General features: G+C 51.2%; 15 protein-coding genes. 9 read left to right on the top strand and 6 right to left on the bottom strand.

Translation table 11 applies throughout. The features are described from left to right. From AC5JO6_RS29310 to AC5JO6_RS29300, 3 genes are all read right to left on the bottom strand, one after another. Positions 1–1440, bottom strand: a complete 1440-nt coding sequence (locus AC5JO6_RS29310) for an isochorismate synthase (protein WP_496084583.1) — start codon at positions 1438–1440, stop codon at positions 1–3. Continuing rightward, positions 1397–1597: a hypothetical protein gene (locus AC5JO6_RS29305; protein WP_496084582.1), complete on the bottom strand. Its 201-nt coding sequence runs from the start codon at positions 1595–1597 to the stop codon at positions 1397–1399. Before AC5JO6_RS29305 ends, AC5JO6_RS29310 begins: the two co-directional genes overlap by 44 nt. A 130-nt stretch (positions 1598–1727) precedes the next feature. Further along, positions 1728–1883: a hypothetical protein gene (locus AC5JO6_RS29300; RefSeq protein ID WP_496084581.1), complete on the bottom strand. Its 156-nt coding sequence runs from the start codon at positions 1881–1883 to the stop codon at positions 1728–1730. Here AC5JO6_RS29300 and menA point away from each other — a divergent pair. The 3 genes from menA to AC5JO6_RS29285 are packed head-to-tail and all read left to right on the top strand — an operon-like array spanning position 1873 to position 5642. Further along, the gene (menA, locus tag AC5JO6_RS29295; protein WP_496084580.1) at positions 1873–2724 is read left to right on the top strand and encodes a 2-carboxy-1,4-naphthoquinone phytyltransferase; all 852 of its coding nucleotides are present in this window, start codon (positions 1873–1875) and stop codon (positions 2722–2724) included. The two genes, AC5JO6_RS29300 and menA, sit on opposite strands and share 11 nt — an antisense overlap. After that, complete coding sequence (locus AC5JO6_RS29290) at positions 2725–4038, top strand: o-succinylbenzoate synthase (protein WP_496084579.1); 1314 nt, start codon at positions 2725–2727, stop codon at positions 4036–4038. After that, positions 4023–5642, top strand: coding sequence for a 2-succinylbenzoate--CoA ligase (locus AC5JO6_RS29285; RefSeq protein ID WP_496084578.1), 1620 nt, complete (start codon positions 4023–4025; stop codon positions 5640–5642). Before AC5JO6_RS29290 ends, AC5JO6_RS29285 begins: the two co-directional genes overlap by 16 nt. On the opposite strand, the gene AC5JO6_RS29280 is transcribed toward AC5JO6_RS29285, so the two are convergent. After that, positions 5605–6024, bottom strand: coding sequence for an acyl-CoA thioesterase (locus tag AC5JO6_RS29280; protein ID WP_496084577.1), 420 nt, complete (start codon positions 6022–6024; stop codon positions 5605–5607). The genes AC5JO6_RS29285 and AC5JO6_RS29280 overlap by 38 nt on opposite strands. A 137-nt stretch (positions 6025–6161) precedes the next feature. On the opposite strand from AC5JO6_RS29280, the gene AC5JO6_RS29275 reads away from it, so the two are divergent. The 3 genes from AC5JO6_RS29275 (at position 6162) to AC5JO6_RS29265 (ending at position 9566) form a co-directional block, all read left to right on the top strand. Continuing rightward, positions 6162–6812 (top strand): DUF3386 domain-containing protein, encoded by a 651-nt coding sequence (locus AC5JO6_RS29275; protein WP_496084576.1) that lies wholly within the window; start codon positions 6162–6164, stop codon positions 6810–6812. Positions 6813–6988: 176 nt separating this feature from the next. Then, the gene (locus tag AC5JO6_RS29270) at positions 6989–7231 is read left to right on the top strand and encodes a NifU family protein (RefSeq protein WP_496084575.1); all 243 of its coding nucleotides are present in this window, start codon (positions 6989–6991) and stop codon (positions 7229–7231) included. Positions 7232–7316: 85 nt separating this feature from the next. Continuing rightward, entirely contained in the window at positions 7317–9566 is a 2250-nt protein-coding gene (locus AC5JO6_RS29265; protein ID WP_496084574.1) for a glycoside hydrolase family 57 protein, read from the top strand. A 43-nt stretch (positions 9567–9609) separates the two neighbouring features. On the opposite strand, the gene AC5JO6_RS29260 is transcribed toward AC5JO6_RS29265, so the two are convergent. Beyond that, positions 9610–10761 carry a glycosyltransferase family 61 protein gene (locus AC5JO6_RS29260; RefSeq protein WP_496084573.1) on the bottom strand — a complete coding sequence of 384 codons (1152 nt, stop codon included), beginning with the start codon at positions 10759–10761 and terminating at the stop codon, positions 9610–9612. 414 nt (positions 10762–11175) lie between these two features. On the opposite strand from AC5JO6_RS29260, the gene AC5JO6_RS29255 reads away from it, so the two are divergent. From AC5JO6_RS29255 to AC5JO6_RS29245, 3 genes are read left to right on the top strand one after another with little or no spacing between them, the layout of a single operon-like run. Then, entirely contained in the window at positions 11176–12471 is a 1296-nt protein-coding gene (locus AC5JO6_RS29255; protein WP_496084572.1) for a glycosyltransferase, read from the top strand. Between the two features lie 34 nt (positions 12472–12505). Next, positions 12506–13873, top strand: a complete 1368-nt coding sequence (locus tag AC5JO6_RS29250; RefSeq protein WP_496084571.1) for an oligosaccharide flippase family protein — start codon at positions 12506–12508, stop codon at positions 13871–13873. 57 nt (positions 13874–13930) lie between these two features. Next, positions 13931–15250, top strand: coding sequence for a glycosyltransferase family 4 protein (locus AC5JO6_RS29245; RefSeq protein ID WP_496084570.1), 1320 nt, complete (start codon positions 13931–13933; stop codon positions 15248–15250). 66 nt (positions 15251–15316) lie between these two features. Here AC5JO6_RS29245 and acnB read toward each other — a convergent pair whose 3' ends face one another. Then, entirely contained in the window at positions 15317–17926 is a 2610-nt protein-coding gene (gene acnB / locus AC5JO6_RS29240) for a bifunctional aconitate hydratase 2/2-methylisocitrate dehydratase (RefSeq protein WP_496084569.1), read from the bottom strand. Between the last annotated feature and the right edge of the window lie 6 nt (positions 17927–17932).

Here is a 17932-nt window from a genome sequence, read left to right as displayed (position 1 = left end):
TCAAATCAACGCTTGCAACAGCGCTTGAAGTTTTAACTGTACTTCTGCCAGTTCACGATCGGGGTCTGACCCTTTCACAATGCCTGCACCTGCAAACAATCGGGCATGACACCCGTTGAGGAGCGCCGATCGAATGCCAACCGCAAACTCACCATTGCCCTGGTGGTCAAGCCAGCCGATCGGGGCAGCATAGAGCGATCGCTCAAAGGGTTCATAGTGGCGAATGTGGCGACAGGAGACTTCACGAGGCATCCCAGCAACGGCAGGCGTAGGATGGAGCGTCGCTACAATATCCAGGAGATGAATCTCTGTTGGAACGGCGGCACAAATAGGCGTTTGCAGATGTTGGATATTTGACAACTGCAACAAACGCAAAGGCGAACAGCGTGGCTTCAAGCCTAATTTCATCAGTTGCTGGCGAATAAACTGACTGACTACCCGATGTTCGCGCAGTTCCTTAACGCTAGTCAGAAGCCGCCCTGCCAGATGAGCATCCTCACCTGTTGTTTGACCGCGCGGGGCTGAACCTGCCAAAGCATCCGTTTCAAGATGACCGTTGCGCAAACTCACCAGCCGTTCTGGGCTGGCGCTGATAAACTGTTGTCCTTTCCCGTTGCTGGTTGAAACCACATAACAGCCTGGATAGAGTTGGCGCAGCTTATGCAGGGACGCAACCCGATCGAAGGGCAGAGGCGACACAACATCCACGGCATGAGCCAGCACAATTTTATTGAATGTTTCTTGTTGAATCGACGCTAATGCTGCCTGCACCGATCGCTTAAAGTGCCAAGTTGGGGCAACATCACAAAGTTTTAGCAGTGCCCGCTGATCGATCGCAGGCATCAACAAATTGTGATGAATTGATTGGATTCTCTCCCAGGTCTGGCACAAATCATCAACCGTTGCTTCAAGTTCTGTAGCGCCATGAAGCATCACATTGGCAATGACCAGACAGCGCTGCTCGTTGTGAGAAATTTGCCACTGCGGTAAAAAGATCGTGGCAGATGGAAAGGGCGAATTGTGATCAGACTCTTCAAAAAAAGTGAAGCTACAGAAGAAATGGGGTCCCGCTAACGGTAGATGAGCGTTGCCATAAACAGCGGTGTTAAGAAGAGTTGATTGCACAAACTGCTTGGCAGCCTCAAACCGTGCTGCACCATTAACCGTTAACGTTGCAGCCGCACCGATCGCCGCGATCGCAATCCCATTACTGGCACAATCTTCTTGTCCAGACTCTCGCTTTTCAATGTAAAAACTAAGCTGATTTGCTTTTGCAAATGTCTGCAAAAAAACGAGTGGATCAACAGCATTAATTTCTACAGAAATGCTAACAATCTGTGCCTGTTTTTTCTCCTGTGCCATCTGTTTGTACGAGCGTAGAAGTTGATGCAATTCTCTACGGCTTTGAAACAGATGTGTGCGGCGAGGTGTAACGGTCATGGGGAGGGAGTGGGGAGTGGGGAATAGGGAGTAGGGAGTAGGGAGTAGGGAGTGGGGAGTAGGGAATAGGGAGTAGGGAGTAGGGAGTAGGGAGTAGGGAGCCTTTTGAGTTTTCTAACCGCTGACCGCTGACCGCTGACCACTGACCGCTGACCACTGACTGCTAGCTCCTTGATTCTGACACCTCACCCCTCACTCCTCACTCCTCACCTAAATGTTGCAAAGTTTGAAGTCTGGACGGCTAAAATCGGCTGTCGATCCACTGGATCGTAGAATGAGTAAGCTTCTTAGAACCGAATGTAATTTTTGACGCTTGAAAAAATGACAACAAAAGCGGTTGCTCCTTCAGCGAATGTTTTGGCAAAAACGCCGGGGACGCGAAAAAAGTTGTGGTTGGCAGCGATTAAGCCACCGATGTACAGTGTTGCAATTATGCCAATCATGGTAGGTACTGCGATCGCCGTTGCTGAAACCAAGACCTTACAGACAGGCATCTTTGCAATCTTTACCTTCGCCGCCATCCTCATCCTTGCTTGGGAAAACCTGGCGAACGATGTGTTTGACTCGGAGACAGGCGTTGATGTCCATAAAGCACATTCTCTGGTGAACCTGACCAAGAATAAACCATTGATTTTCTGGCTGGGAAATTTGTGCCTTGCCACTGGTCTGTTTGGCATTGGGGCGATCGCAGCCATCCAACAAGATTTGACAGTGGTTGGCATGATCCTGATCTGCTGCGTGCTGGGCTATATCTACCAGGGACCGCCGTTTCGTCTCAGCTATCAGGGTTGGGGCGAGATTCTTTGCTTCTTTGCGTTTGGTCCCCTTGCGTTTGCGGCAGCCTACTACAGTCAAACCAAAGCCGTTTCAAGTGCAAACTTTGCGGCTTCCGCGATCGTGGGCGTTTCCACCAGCCTGATTTTGTTTTGCTCACATTTTCACCAGGAGGACGATGATGCTGCTGTGGGCAAGCGATCGCCGATCGTCCGTTTGGGAACAAAACGAGCCGCACAATTACTACCCTGGCTCTGTGGCACCATTTTTGCGCTGACAACACTGTGCGTGTGGCTGGGCATTTTCCCCATGACGACGCTGCTGGTGTTTGCCAGTCTGCCGATCGCCATCAAACTCTGCAAGCACGTCAGCACCAACCACAACAAGCCCGAAAAGGTCAGTAACTGTAAGTTCATTGCCGTCGCGCTACACTTCTGGAGCGGCATCTTTCTGGGTCTGGGCTTCGTGCTGCCACAGCTTTTGGGACTTGGAGCAGTCTTGCCAACTTAAATGCTTTACCAATGGCAATTTTATCCCTATCAACGGCGCTTTAAACAAGCACTGCAAACCAGCCACGGTGCTTGGGTCATGCGCGATGGCATCATTTTGCGATTAGTGGATGATGCTGGTAACATCGGCTGGGGCGAAATTGCGCCTATACCCTGGTTTGGCTCCGAAACCATTGAGCAAGCGTTGGCATTTTGTCGTCAACTGCCGTCAGCGCTTTCCAGCGATCTGATTTTCTCGATCCCTGACACGCTGCCATCCTGTCAATTTGCCTTTGAATCGGCATGGGAGGGGGTGAGAGAGCAGGCGATCGACAATGCTGAACCGCAGAGACGCAGAGACGCAGAGAGACAGGTGCCGTTAGTACTTGAGAACTCGACGCTTCGACCTCAGAACTCGAACATTGCGGCTCAGAACTCGGCACTCCGACCTCAGAACTCGATCGTTGCAGTTCAGAACTCGATCGTTGCAGTTCAGAACTCGGCACTCCGACCTCAGGACTCGATCGTTGCAGCTCAGAACTCGACACTTCGACCTCAGAACTCGACACTTCGACCTCAGAACTCGAACATTGCAGCTCAGAACTCAAAACCTGACCTACTCCCTCCCCCCCCTCACTCCTCCCCCCTCACTCCTCCCCCCTCACTCCTCACTCCTCCCCCCTCACCCTCCCACAGCGCCCTCCTACCAGCGGGAGAAGCCGCCCTACACGCCTGGAAACCACTCTGGGAGCAAGGCTTCCGTACCTTTAAGTGGAAAATTGGGGTTCACGCGATCGCCATCGAACTTGAGATCCTTCACCGACTCACTCAAGAGTTGCCTGAAGCAGCAAAATTGCGCCTGGATGCAAACGGTGGTCTCCGCTTTGATGACGCAACGCAATGGCTAGAACGGTGTGACACGATCGCCGCCAAGCCAAACCTGTTAGTCACGATCGAATACGTTGAGCAACCATTACAGGCATCCCAGTTTGAAGCAATGCAAGACTTGAGCCAGCGCTATCGAACGCCGATCGCCCTGGATGAATCCGTTGCCACGCTCCAACAGCTACAAGCCTGTTATGAAAAGGGTTGGACGGGAGTGTTTGTGATTAAGCCTGCGATCATTGGTTCGCCTTCTCGCCTGCGCCAGTTTTGTCAGACCCATACAATCGATGCTGTCTTTTCATCTGCGTTTGAAACGGCGATCGGACGGCAAGCAGGGCTAAAACTGTCAGCAGAGTTAGCGAACCCCGATCGAGCAGTGGGCTATGGGACAACACACTGGTTTGATGATGCCGCAACCGACGACTTTGAGCAGCTATGGCAGACCCTTTAACCTACTTCAAGCAACGGTATGACGATGATTGGCTAGTTGGTTACGACAGCCAAGACTTTTTTGCTTTGGCGGAGCGAGTGCTGGGTGAGTTGCGATCGTGCCCTCACCGCGAGTTACCCCTCACCATCCTCCTGGCAGAACGTGATCCCCTGAAGTTTCTGGCTCATTTCATTGCTGCCTGCGCTACTAACTGCCACATTTTTCTCGCTAACCCCGACTGGGTTGATGCTGAATGGCAACAGGTGTTTGAGTTGGTTGAGCCAGATTTAGTGTGGGGCGATCGGGCAATTCACCAATGGAGAACCGCAGAGACGCGGAGACGCAGAGACGCAGCAGAAGGCAACAGCCACTCTCTACTCCCCACTCCCCACTCCCCACTCCCCACTCCCCACATCATGATCCCCACGGGTGGCACCTCCGGTAAAATTCGCTTTGCCATTCATACCTGGGAAACACTCATGGCATCCGTTCAGGGTTTTCGTGAGTACTTTGAGATTGATCAGGTCAATTCGTTCTGTGTCTTGCCGCTCTATCATGTCAGCGGTTTGATGCAGTTTCTGCGATCGTTCACCTCTGGTGGTCGGTTCGTTGTGCTGCCGTTTAAAGCGGTGGAAGCGGGCGATCGCAGTTCTGTTAACCCGGAAGAGTTTTTTCTATCTCTGGTACCAACTCAGCTTCAGCGGTTGCTTGATGGGGAAAAGGCGGAGGGGAAAACCGCAGAGACGCAGAGACGCAGAGAGGCTTTCTTCATACCAAACTCAAAACTCTTTGGCGAAGCACCACTCCCCACTCCCCACTCCCCACTCCCCACTCCCTACTCCCCACTCCCCACTCCCCACTCCTCGATCGCCTGGTTATCTCGCTTCCACACCGTTCTCCTCGGCGGCGCACCCGCCTGGTCAGGGTTGCTAGAACAGGCGAGAAGCCATCGCATCCGCCTTGCGCCCACCTACGGCATGACTGAAACTGCATCCCAGATTGCCACCCTCAAACCAGATGACTTTCTCAACGGACACACTAATGCTGGACAGGTCTTGCCCCACGCTCACATCACCATCCGCAAACCATCCGGCGCAGTTCTGAACGCTCACGAAATTGGTAACGTCACAATCCAGGCAAAATCATTAGCGATCGGCTCCTATCCCTTCACCTCCCCATCCCCCCATCTCCTCCTCCCTCCCTCCCACACCCCACACCCCACACCCCACACCCCACCCGACGACCTCGGCTACTTCGACACTGACGGCTACCTGCACATCATCGGACGGCACAGCGACAAGATCATCACGGGTGGCGAGAATGTGTTTCCGGCAGAAGTAGAAGCAGCAATTCGATCGACCGCTCTGGTACAAGATATCTGCGTGCTTGGGGTGAACGATCGCCACTGGGGACAAGCGATCGCAGCCGTCTATATTCCAATTGCTGCTGAAACTCCAGCCGTCCTGATCCAGGCTGCTTTAACCGACAAATTGAGCAAATTTAAGCGCCCCAAACACTGGATTGCGGTTGCACAGTTGCCCCGCAATGTTCAAGGTAAGGTGAATCGACTACACGTAGAGGCGATCGCTAAGGCTTGGCTGTCCACCGTAGCAACCATTGATTAACCTCTACTGGCAGCGATCGCCGCTTGCGAGTCAATGGATCGATACAAACATGGCGTGTATGTGCCTGACTCACAGATCGATCGGGCTGATGTTCCAAAAACACGTCGTAAGCGATCTCAAACTCACTGTCCTTCAATACGCTGGGGATCAAGCGAATGTTCAGGCGATCGCCGCACACCATCGGGCGAAAAAAAGCCGCACTGGCATGAGCGATCGGCAGTGCCACATCAACACCGCTAAAAAAAACCTTTAAATCAATGCCTGTTGCTGCAAGAGATGCCTCATACGCCTCATGACACATGCTCAAGACATTCGTAAAATACACCACCCCGGCTGCATCTGTATCACTAAACCGCACTGTCCGCTCATAAACAAAGGGCATAGCTCATTCCTGACATCCAGCAACCAATACCCTACACCCGATGTCCACAGTCAATTCAATTAACTCCACATAGTTACCACAACATCTTCCCCAAAACTCCTACACTAGAGAGTGGATGACGAAGTAAGGAGAATTGCATGACAGAGACACTGTCCGCTCGTGACTTATTCCGGGCTGCCTACGAAAACCGTTACACCTGGGATTCCAGCTTTCCCGGCTACAGCACCGACATTACAGTCAAGCAAGGCGATCGGCTTTACACTGGCAAAGCTCGCATCAACCACGATCTCACCTATGAGATCAGTGATGTCTCCGATGAAAAAGCCAATGAACTCATCAAGGGTCAGGTATGGGAGATCGCTGTTCACCGTGTTCGCAAGCCGTTTGAAGAAACCCACGGCAAGAATGTTTTTGAACTGGGCGAAACGGACGAAACGGGAGCCGTTGCCATCTCCGTCAGCGGTAAAGCAATGGGCGATGGCTATAAAGTTCGCAACAACGAAGTTTCCCTCGTGCATCGCCACATTCACAATGTCGTCGTCACCATTAATACCTTCAGCACGATCGATACAGGCGAAGGCTACCTCGCAGAACGCTACGATTCCGTGTATCACGACGCTACAACAAATGAACTTAAAGGCTCAAGCCAATCCGAAGATACCTATGAGAAGATTGGTAACTACTACATCCTGACTCGCCGGGTGATTACGGAAGATCAAAAAGGGGAAGCCGTTGTTACCGAGTATGGCTTCTCTCATATCAAGCTGTTAACACCCGTCGCGGTGTAATGGAGCGATAAAGGGTAGAGGAGGCAAGGGGAGCAGCGGAAGCGTCTCATGTTCTTTCTTCTAAAGTTTCGAGTTAGCCTCCATGTTCAACCCCCCTTTGCTGCCCGCTCTCCCCTTAACCTCTTTCTCCGCTACGATCGAGATGCAAGATGCAGTTAACACGTTATAGGTGAATCATGTCTGAAACTCTAGAACTGACTACAGTAAATGTCGAAACAGTCTTGGATGAAATGCGCCCCTACTTGATGGCAGATGGTGGCAACGTAGAGCTAGTCGAAATTGATGGTCCGATCGTCAAGCTGCGTCTGCAAGGTGCTTGTGGCTCCTGCCCTAGTTCTGCTATGACCCTAAGAATGGGTATTGAACGTCGCCTGCGTGAATTCATTCCTGAAATTGCTGAAATTGAGCAAGTTTTTTAGAAAGGCTAAGGGCTAAGGGCTGAAGGCTGCATCAATACTGCACACACCTCAGCCCTTATCTTTAATTTCTCATCTGTCCTCATTTATGCCTCATCCCCTTTACGTTGCATTTATCTGGCATCAGCACCAGCCTCTTTACAAAAGTCGGGTCGAGCGCGAGACCTTACTGGCTGGGCAATACCGCTTACCCTGGGTAAGACTGCACGGTACGAAGGACTATCTTGATCTGGTGCTACTGCTGGAACAGTATCCCAAACTGCATCAGACGGTAAATTTGGTGCCGTCACTCATACTACAAATTGAGGACTATGTTGCTGGCACTGCATTCGACCCGTATTTGACAGCAGCACTCTTGCCAACAGAGCAACTAAAGCCAGAGCAGAAAGCGTTTGTGGTGGATCATTTCTTTGACGGCAACCACCACACGCTCATTGATCCGCATCCTCGCTATGCCGAGCTTTACTACCAGCAACAGAATAAGGGGCGCGATTGGTGTCTAGAGCACTGGGATTTACAAGACTTCAGCGATCTGTTGGCGTGGCACAATCTTGCATGGATCGATCCGCTATTTTGGGATGATCCAGAAATCGCTCGTTTGCTAGAGCAAGGTAGAGGTTTTACGCTGGGCGATCGCCAGCGCATCTATTCCAAGCAGCGCGAGATCCTCAGCCGCATCATCCCACAGCACCGTGGAATGCAGGATGCAGGGCAGCTTGAGGTCATTACATCGCCCTATACCCATCCGATTCTACCGCTGTTAGCCGATACTGACGCTGGACGCGTAGCAGTGCCCAACATGACGCTGCCACACCAGCGTTTTCAGTGGACAAACGACATTCCACGCCATTTGCAAAAAGCCCGGACAATGTATGAGGAGCGGTTTGATCGATCGCCTCGTGGTTTGTGGCCCTCAGAACAGTCAGTGAGTCCAGCGGTTCTAAACCCAATCGCCAAAGAAGGCTTCCAGTGGATTTGTTCCGATGAAGCAGTCTTGGGCTGGAGTATCCAGCACTTCTTCCATCGGGATGGGTCGGGCAATGTGTCTGAACCCAATTTGCTGTATCGCCCCTATCGGTTAGAGACTGAGTTTGGCGACCTTGCGATCGTCTTCCGCGACCATCGCCTTTCTGATCTCATTGGCTTCACCTACAGCACTATGGAGCCAAAGCAGGCTGCCAGTGACTTAGTGGGGCACTTAGAAGCGATCGCGCGTTCCCTAAAAACCCAACAAGCAAGCGGCAGTACAGCTCTGGAAGCGCCCTGGCTCGTGACGATCGCGCTTGATGGCGAAAACTGCTGGGAATATTATCCGCAAGATGGCATACCGTTTTTGCGATCGCTCTACGAAACCTTCAGCAACACATCAGACATCAAGCTTGTGACGGTCTCCGAATTTCTAGATGAGTTCCCGCCCACAGAAACCATTTCCGCAACCCAGCTACACAGCGGCTCATGGGTTGATGGCAACTTCACAACATGGATCGGTGATCCGGCTAAAAATCGTGCCTGGGATTTGCTCACCGAAGCACGACAGGTACTGGCAAACCACCCTGAAGCGACGGAGGAAGCTAATCCAGCGGTCTGGGAAGCACTCTACGCGGCTGAAGGCTCAGACTGGTTCTGGTGGTTTGGTGAAGGGCATTCGTCTAACCAGGACGCAATTTTTGACCAACTTTTTCGAGAACATCTTGCTGCCATCTATCAAGCATTAAATGAACCGATTCCTGCGAATGTGCGCCGTCCTATAGAAGCGCACACGGGCGGCGGCGACCATGCTCCCCACAGCTTTATCCACCCGTTAATTGACGGACGTGGCGATGAACAGGATTGGGACAAGGCAGGTCGCATTGAGATTGGTGGTGCACGGGGTACCATGCATCGTAGTAGTGCGATCCAACGCCTTTGGTATGGCGTAGACCATCTGAATTTTTATTTGCGGCTGGACTTTAAAGCAGGAGCCAAACCGGGAAGCGACTTTCCACCAGAGCTAAACCTGCTTTGGTTTTATCCAAACCAAACAATGCACAACAGCCCAGCGCCGCTAGTGGGACTGCCTGACGAAGCACCGCTTAACTACCTGTTTCACCACCATTTGGGCATTAATTTACTGACCCAAACGCTCTGGTTGCAAGAAGCGGAGGCAGGCTATCGCTGGCAGTCACGCAGAACCCGTGCTCAGATTGGCTTGGATACTTGTGTAGAATTAGCCGTTCCCTGGGCAGACTTGCAAATCCAGCCAGATTGGTCGCTGCAATTGGCTCTGATATTGTCTGACGGTGGACATTATCGCAGCTACCTACCGGAGAATGCCTTGGTGCCGATCGGGGTTCCGTAAATCCAAACGGTTCAAAGGACGTTTTTCGTGGAGGGTGGAGCCTTTAAACACCGCTATGTACGCTATACACCAACTTTTCTTTAGGCGGTTCCACTACGTCAACTTCTAGATAATCAAGCGCCATCTGCAAGGTTGACAGGTCAACTTTGAAGGGATCTCGAATCGGTGATTTGAGTGTGTCGCGAGGCGTAGAGTCAAAGTCTAGATAACGCAGCACTTCAGGAGTGATTTGACCACGCACACCGCACCATCGTCCGTTTAAGATAGCGCTAAATTGTCGATAGGTATGAATGGTGAAACTCGGAGAAAATAGTTCAATGATGCGTAAGCCACTTTCTTTTTCCGCTTGAGGTGCCAACCCTGAACGATTAAAGATGAAGTTACCTGTTCCAGCACCATGCACGGCAACAGCTACTTTCGCATTACGCGCAATTGACCACTTCTCACTTGCAGTAAGATCTTCAAAATAATAGGTTGTAAAACCCTTTTGCGCTAGAAATTTAATCACTTCGTCATTGTTAATCAACTGACGACTGCCTCGCCGAGCAATAAAAACGCGATCGGGAGTGTCTCGCTCGTAGTTCTTGAACTCTAAATTGAATAGTTCTGCCTCTACCCCATAAAGTCGATAGTGCGGGTTATGAATGACATCAACTATGTCCCCATAGACTTCAAAGTTGGTGCAGAGAGTTGGAATACCTAACGTATCAAAAAGATCTCGTGCCAGCTCAGAAACATTTTCTTTCAGGACAACGTTAATTTCAACAGGTCGATTCAAATACTCAGAAAGATGTTGCTTTGCTAATAAAACATTAGTACAAACATTTTCAAGAATATGAGCAATATTCTTATCAGTTTCGTAGCGAGCATCAAAGATAAAGTGCCCTTCATAATCAAGAGCCTGATTGTGCTGTCTAACCCGCATGACACGTTCAAACAGTTTCCACTTCCAGCTTTTCGTTCCTATGTTCCAGGTATATTTTGTCTTAACTTCAATCTCAACTGGAACGGCTGGAACCACCTCTTCTGCTGGCAAATAGAGCCGCTCCACTTTCGGTGTAAAAACATCAGAGGCACAGGTAGGATGAGCAAAGATCATAGTAGGCTCTACAACAATTGCTGGAACCATCGTTCGCAAAGAGATTTGCACCTTTATACCTCCAGTTAAAATAAAAAATCCGGTTGCCTGCTCCAATGACCCTTGCTAAATTCTGGAAGGCCGGACAACATGCTGACATTCTGCTTGAGAACTTAAATCGCTGCTACTGTATTCACTGAAGATTTACTGCAATTAAAATTTTGTAAAAGTTTAGTGAACCTTAACAACCTTTCCGTAATTACCGAGGGAACAGTAGTGAGCGAAGTAATTCATAATAGTTACGCGTAAGTGACTGCTCTACTCAAGGCTATTGTCTGGCTTTGCCTCAAGCACTACTGCATGTGCTCCCACAAATAGCTTTAGCAAAATTCATCTAATCTTCACTCCTCTCCAGATAATCAGGATCAACAAATAAGAATCAGTAAAGGCACTGCTGGCTTTACCCAACTGGCTAGACTCTTCATTCATATTAGATTTACCCTATTGCCTTGAATGGTGCTCTAGTACTAAATGTCGCCAACGATCGCCTACTTAATTAATCAATATCCCAAAGTCAGCCATAGCTTCATTCGGCGAGAGATTGCTGCTGTCGAAGCGCACGGTCTGCACATTGAGCGGTTTGCCATGCGAGCCTGTAGCGCTGAATTAGTTGATCCAGCCGATCAGCAAGAACTGAGCCGGACTCGACTGGTACTTAGTGTGGGGGCGATCGGCTTACTGCTCAGCCTGCTCCGCGTTGCCAGTAACCGTCCTGTTCGCTTTTTACAAGCGTTAGGAGTGTCTCTCTCACTCAGCCGGGGGGCAGAACAGGGGCTTTTACATCACCTGGCTTATTTGGCTGAAGCCTGTGTGCTGCTAGGCTGGTTTTCACAGGCTAAAATTGAGCACGTTCATGCTCATTTTGGTACCAATTCAACGACTGTAGCGTTGCTCTGCAATGCTTTGGGCGGACCGCCTTACAGCTTTACCGTACACGGACCAGAAGAGTTTGATAAAGTCAAAGCAATTTCGTTAGCACGAAAAGTGGCACGAGCCGCCTTTGTCGTCGCAGTCAGCAACTTTGGCAGAAGCCAGCTCTATCGCTGGTGCCCATTGTCAGATTGGTCAAAAATTCATGTCGTTCACTGTGGTGTCGATGCAGATTTTCTTGTGTCTGCACCGACTCCCATACCATTTTCCTCAGAGCCATCTTTAGTTTGCGTCGGTCGTCTTTGCGCCGAGAAAGGGCAACTACTGTTGCTTAAAGCTGCCAGTCAGCTTATGCAACAGGGAGAGTCATTCAAGCTTATTTTTGTAGGGGACGGTCCTTTACGGAGCGAACTTGAAGCCCTGATCAGGCAACTGGGTTTGCACGATCGCGTCAAAATTACGGGTTGGGCTGATAGCCATCAAGTGCGCCAGACGATCTTATCGGCTCAAGCGTTAGTGCTTCCTAGCTTTGCAGAAGGCTTGCCAGTCGTAATCATGGAAGCGCTCGCACTGGGTCGCCCTGTCATTAGCACTTATGTAGCGGGCATTCCAGAATTAGTCGAGTCTGAAGTTTGTGGCTGGCTAGTGCCTCCTGGTTCTGTTGAGGAACTGATAATCGCCATGAGAAAAGCGCTTCAAGCACCTGTTGAGAAACTAGAACAAATGGGGAATATTGGTGCTAAACGGGTTGCAAGCCGTCATAGTGTGGCGATCGAATCGAGCAAGCTAGTCACTCTGTTTCAGTCCAGTATTGAACGATCATCGCCAAACCGGACGGCTGATCGCTCTGCCAGACCTGTCAACCTTGAGCAAGCGACTCCAGTAAGCAATCCATAATCTGATGTCCGTTGAACCAGAACTATAGGTATTCATGTCATCCACCAGTACACCATCTGTTAAGAAGCTAGCGATTCGCGGTGCCGTTTGGACGATCGCTGGCTACGGTAGCAGTCAAATTCTGCGTTTCGGTAGCAATCTTGTACTAACACATCTGCTCTTTCCCGAACTGTTTGGCTTGATGGCGCTCGTCGGTATCTTTATTACTGGTTTACACCTATTTTCTGATTTAGGTCTAAACGCCAGCATTATTCAGAGTAAGCGTGGGGACGAGCCAGTTTTTCTCAACACAGCCTGGACTTTGTCAATCTTGCGAGGCGTAGTCCTATGGGTGTGTTGTCTTGGCATCGCTTATCCGGCTGCCCAGTTCTACCGTGAGCCAAGGCTGTTGTGGCTGATTCCCTTAGTCGGTCTCAGCACCTTAATTGGAGGGTTTAGTTCAACGTCTCTATCCACGCTCAATCGACATTTAGCGCTGAAACATATCGCTTTATTTGAGTTGAGTGGGCAGCTTGTAGCACTGGTGGTCACACTTGTTTGGGCATGGCTAAACCCGTCTGTTCTAGCGCTCGTTATGGGCGGCTTGGTTTCATCCGTTTTTCAACTGATTCTGAGCCATCGACTAAACGAGAAAGCACGCAATCGGTTCGCCTGGGATCCCAGCGCGGTCAAGGAACTTCTTTCCTTTGGTAAGTGGATTTTTCTCTCCACTGCCATTTATTTTCTTTCTTCCTCAACCGATCGCTTGATTCTCGGTAAGCTATTTACGCTTCAGTTATTGGGCGTGTATGGTATCGCGCTTACACTATCCGATGTTCCTCGCTCGATCGTCTTTGCTGTTGCGACTAAGGTAATCTACCCCGCGTACTCAAAATTTGTCGATCTCCCCCGATCAGAATTTCGAGCCAAGATTGTTCACCACCGTCGACCGATGCTGATAGTGTCAGCTATCGCTAACGCTCTAATTGTGGGATTAGGAGACTTGATCATCAGTTTTTTGTATGATGATCGCTATATAGCAGCGTCCTGGATGTTCCCGATGTTAGCTCTAGGTATGTGGCCTCTAGTGCTGATTCAAACAATCGATCAAGGCTTATGGGCACTGGGCAAGCCAAATTATTGGACGGTTGGTTGCTTCCTGAGCTTTCTCTGCTATGCCATCGGTATTCCGCTCGGTTTCTATTCTCCCCTGCATGAAGTGGGTGCAGTGTTAGCAGTCGCTGTTAGCAACATTCCCATCTGGTGCGTAGTGATGTACGGGCTTTGGCGCGAGAAACTCCTGGCAATGCGGCAAGACCTCCTGATGACGGCGTTGTTTTTAGCTCTCTTAGGTTTAGTGATTGCGGTTCGCATGGCTCTGGGTTCTGGCTCACCGTTTGACGGTCTTGCTGTCGCTCACTAAACAGATGGTTAAGCCACACCGTTTCAAAAAGTTTCGCATCGAACCTTTAAGCAATTCATGCAAAAGCACACACTGGACGACAAACTAGACACTCTCCCAATTTCAGGCACATCTAGCAGAGACAAACTATCAGTCGCTTACTTTACACCGGGCTGGCCACCTGCAACGTTCCCGAATGGAATTGTTACTTACGTTGCGGCAATGCTACAAGGAATGGGTGATCTCGGTCATCAAGCTCATGTTCTAACTCACTATTTGGAGCGCTCGAACGATTTAGACCTTAGCAGCCAGAGTGTTTTTCAACTACTCTCTCGTCGCTCAGGCGAAATCGTTGGTCGTTTGAGCGATGCCATTCTGGCACGAATGCGCCCAGAATTAGCGTTTAGAGATAGTTTTGCCCGTGGGCTATGTAGAGGTATTGATCGCTTAACCGCTGGTAGTCGCCTGGATTTGCTCGAAATGGAAGAGAGCTTCGGGATGGCAGGTTTCTTGCGCGATCGCGTTGCTGTGCCGATCGTGGTGCGCCTTCATGGTCCCTGGTTTCTAAATGGAACCGTTATGGGAGCTTCGCAAGATGAAAATTTTTTGCGTCGCGTTCAAGTCGAGGGGGAGACCATTGCTAACGCGTTTGCCATTACGGCACCTTCAAAAGACGTTCTAGAGCAGACCCGTCATTACTACAGCTTGCCTTTGGAGAGGGCGGTAGTCATCCCATGCCCCATTGCTTGTACACCTAAAGAGCAGCGCTGGCAGGCGCAACGTTGTGAACCGAACGTTATCGCCTTCATCGGTCGCTTCGATCGTCATAAAGGTGGCGATCTCATTATTGATGCTTTCGCACAGGTCTTACAAAACTTTCCTGAAACCCGGCTTATCTTTGCCGGACCGGATAGAGGTTACGTGGATGATGCCAATCGCACCTGGCATTTGGAAGAATATGTGCGCGATCGCCTGCCTGGAGCACGAGAAGGACAGCTTCAGTGGTTGGGGCAGCAACCGCCTCCAGCGTTAACTGACTTGCGTCGGCGCGCTCAAATGACTGTTGTGGCATCACGTTACGATAATTTCCCCTACACGGCACTGGAAGCTTTAAGTCTGGGGTGCCCGATCGTGGCAGCGCGGGCTGGAGGAATTCCCGAAATCATCACTGATGGCGAATCGGGACTGCTGTTCCAACCTGGTGATGCAGCCGATCTTGCTGTTCAGATTAGTCGCCTCCTGAAAAATCCACATTTGGCAGCTCAACTTGGTCATCAGGCTGGCGAAACATGCGCTGAGCGATTTACGCCAGCAGTAGTTGCCCAACAATCAATTGACTTCTACCGGGAGACCTTAGCACGGTGGTCTTTAAGTAAAGCTGGGTGGCAGAAGCGTTAAGACGTACCTAGTAGCGTGGGCACACAGGTTGCAGTTTGCCTGGACGCTCCCCGCTTAACGCTGCCGCTATCGTGCTGCTGTTGGCATTCCTAGAATGTCTTCAATCCGAGGCATCTCATCGAGCGGGATGACGCGCCCTTCGTCTGCAAAGTCGGCGATCTGGTCGAAGTTGAGGTAGCGGTAGAGGTCAGCAGCAAAGGGATCGATTTTTTTGGTGACGATCGCCATGTACTCCTCAACCGTAGGAATCTTGCCCAACAGCGCACACACTGCCGCCAGTTCTGCTGAGCCGAGGTAGACCTGAGCGCCTTTGCCCATGCGGTTGTTAAAGTTGCGCGTGGAGGTAGAGAAGACTGTGGTGCCATCTGCTACTCGTGCCTGATTGCCCATGCAGAGCGAGCATCCTGGCATTTCGGTTCTGGCTCCAGCCGCAGCAAAGATGCCGTACATTCCCTCTTCGCGCAGTTGCTTTTCGTCCATGCGGGTTGGGGGACAGATCCAGAGGCGCACTTTGACGGGACCCGCGCCTTCGAGAATTTTGGCAGCGGCGCGGTAGTGCCCGATGTTGGTCATACAGGAGCCGATGAAGACTTCGTGCACGGGATCGCCTGCACAGTCAGACATCAGCTTCACGTTATCGGGATCGTTCGGTGCCGCCACGATCGGCTCCGTCACTTGATTTAGATCCACCTCAATGATTTCGGCATACTCTGCATCGGCATCGGCAGCCATCAGGCTTGGGGTTGCTAACCACTGTTCCATCTTGGCAACGCGACGCAGAATAGTACGCGCATCGCCGTAACCGCGTGCTGCCATGTTTTTCAGGAGAGCGACGTTCGATCGCAAATATTCTGCGACAGTATCCGTACTCAGTTTGATGGTTGAGCCAGCGCACGATCGTTCTGCGGTTGCATCCGTCAGTTCAAACGCTTGCTCCAGTTTCAGATCGGGCAATCCTTCCATCTCCATAATGCGACCAGAGAAAACATTCTGCTTGTTCTCTTTGGAGACGTTCAGCAGTCCTCGTTGCATCGCAGCGTAAGGAATGGCGTTGACAATATCCCGCAGAGTTACACCCAGTTGCAGCGTCCCTTTAAAGCGCACCAGCACCGATTCGGGCATATCTAGCGGCATGGCACCGAGGGCAGCGGCAAAGGCAACCAGACCAGAGCCTGCTGGGAACGAAATGCCCAACGGAAAACGGGTATGAGAATCGCCACCTGTCCCCACAGTGTCAGGCAGCAGCATCCGGTTGAGCCAGGAATGAATAATGCCGTCACCGGGACGCAGTGCCACCCCCCCACGTTCATGCATAAAGTCGGGCAGCTCTTTGTGGGTCTTAATATCCACAGGTTTGGGATAGGCGGCTGTGTGGCAAAAGCTTTGCATGACCAGATCGGCGCTGAAGCCCAGGCAGGCAAGTTCTTTGAGTTCATCACGGGTCATCGGTCCGGTCGTATCTTGCGATCCAACCGTGGTCATGAGAGGTTCACAAGACGTACCGGGACGTACACCAGGAAGTCCGCAAGCCTTCCCAACCATTTTCTGTGCCAGCGTGAAGCCTTTACCCGTGTCTGCTGGCAGAGTGGGACGGCGGAAGAGGGGGCTGTGTTCTAAACCCATGTCGGCGCGAATTTTATCGGTTAGGGTACGACCAATGAGCAGGGGAATGCGACCGCCTGCCTGAACTTCATCCAGGATGGTGTCGGGCTTGAGGGTGAATGTGGAAACAACAGTCCCTGCTTCATTGGTGATTTCGCCTTTGTAGGGGTAGATCGTGATGACATCGCCCGTTTCCAGTTGGGTGACATCGCACTCGATCGGCAGCGCTCCCGAATCTTCAGCCGTATTGAAGAAGATCGGCGCGATCTTGCCACCCAGAATGTAACCACCTGTGCGTTTGTTGGGTACGAAGGGGATATCATCACCAATGTGCCACAGCACCGAGTTGATGGCAGATTTGCGGGACGAACCTGTACCCACCACATCGCCGACGTAGGCAACCGGATGACCCTTCTGTTTGAGGGCGGCGATCGTCTCCAGACTTCCTGGTTGCCGTGTTTCTAGCATCACCTGAGCGTGAAGGGGAATATCGGGACGGGTGGTGGCGTGGGGTGCAGGCGAGAGATCATCGGTGTTGGTTTCTCCCGGCACTTTAAACACTGTGACGGTGATCGCGGCGGCTAGCTCCAGGCGACTCGTGAACCAATCGGCATTTGCCCAGGAGTCTAAAACTTGCTTGGCGTAAGTGTTGCCATTTGCCGCTAGTTCTTGCACATCATGGAAGGCATCGTAGACCAGCAAAATTTTGCTCAATGCTTTGGTGGCAGTTGCGGCAATCTCGGCATCGGGGACTTGCAGCAGATCGATCAACGAATGAACGTTGTAGCCGCCCATCATTGTACCCAGAAGTTCAACCGCTTCTTTAGGCGATACAAGAGGGCTGGTCGTTTCACCTTTCGCGATCGCCGTCAAAAAGCCTGCCTTCACATACGCTGCTTGATCCACACCGGGCGGGACGCGATCGCGCAACAGCGTCAGCAAAAATTCTGCTTCTCCGACAGGTGGCTGCTTCAGTAATTCGCCCAATTCAGACATTTGGGTTGCGCTCAAGGGCAGGGGAGGCACCCCTTGAGCCGCGCGATCGGCAATGTGTTGGCGGTAGGATTCAAGCATAGTTTT

It is taken from the genome of Tildeniella sp., from assembly GCF_059505325.1.
The sequence above is the reverse complement of the archived record's forward strand: the minus strand, read 5'-3'. Positions and strand labels throughout refer to the sequence as shown.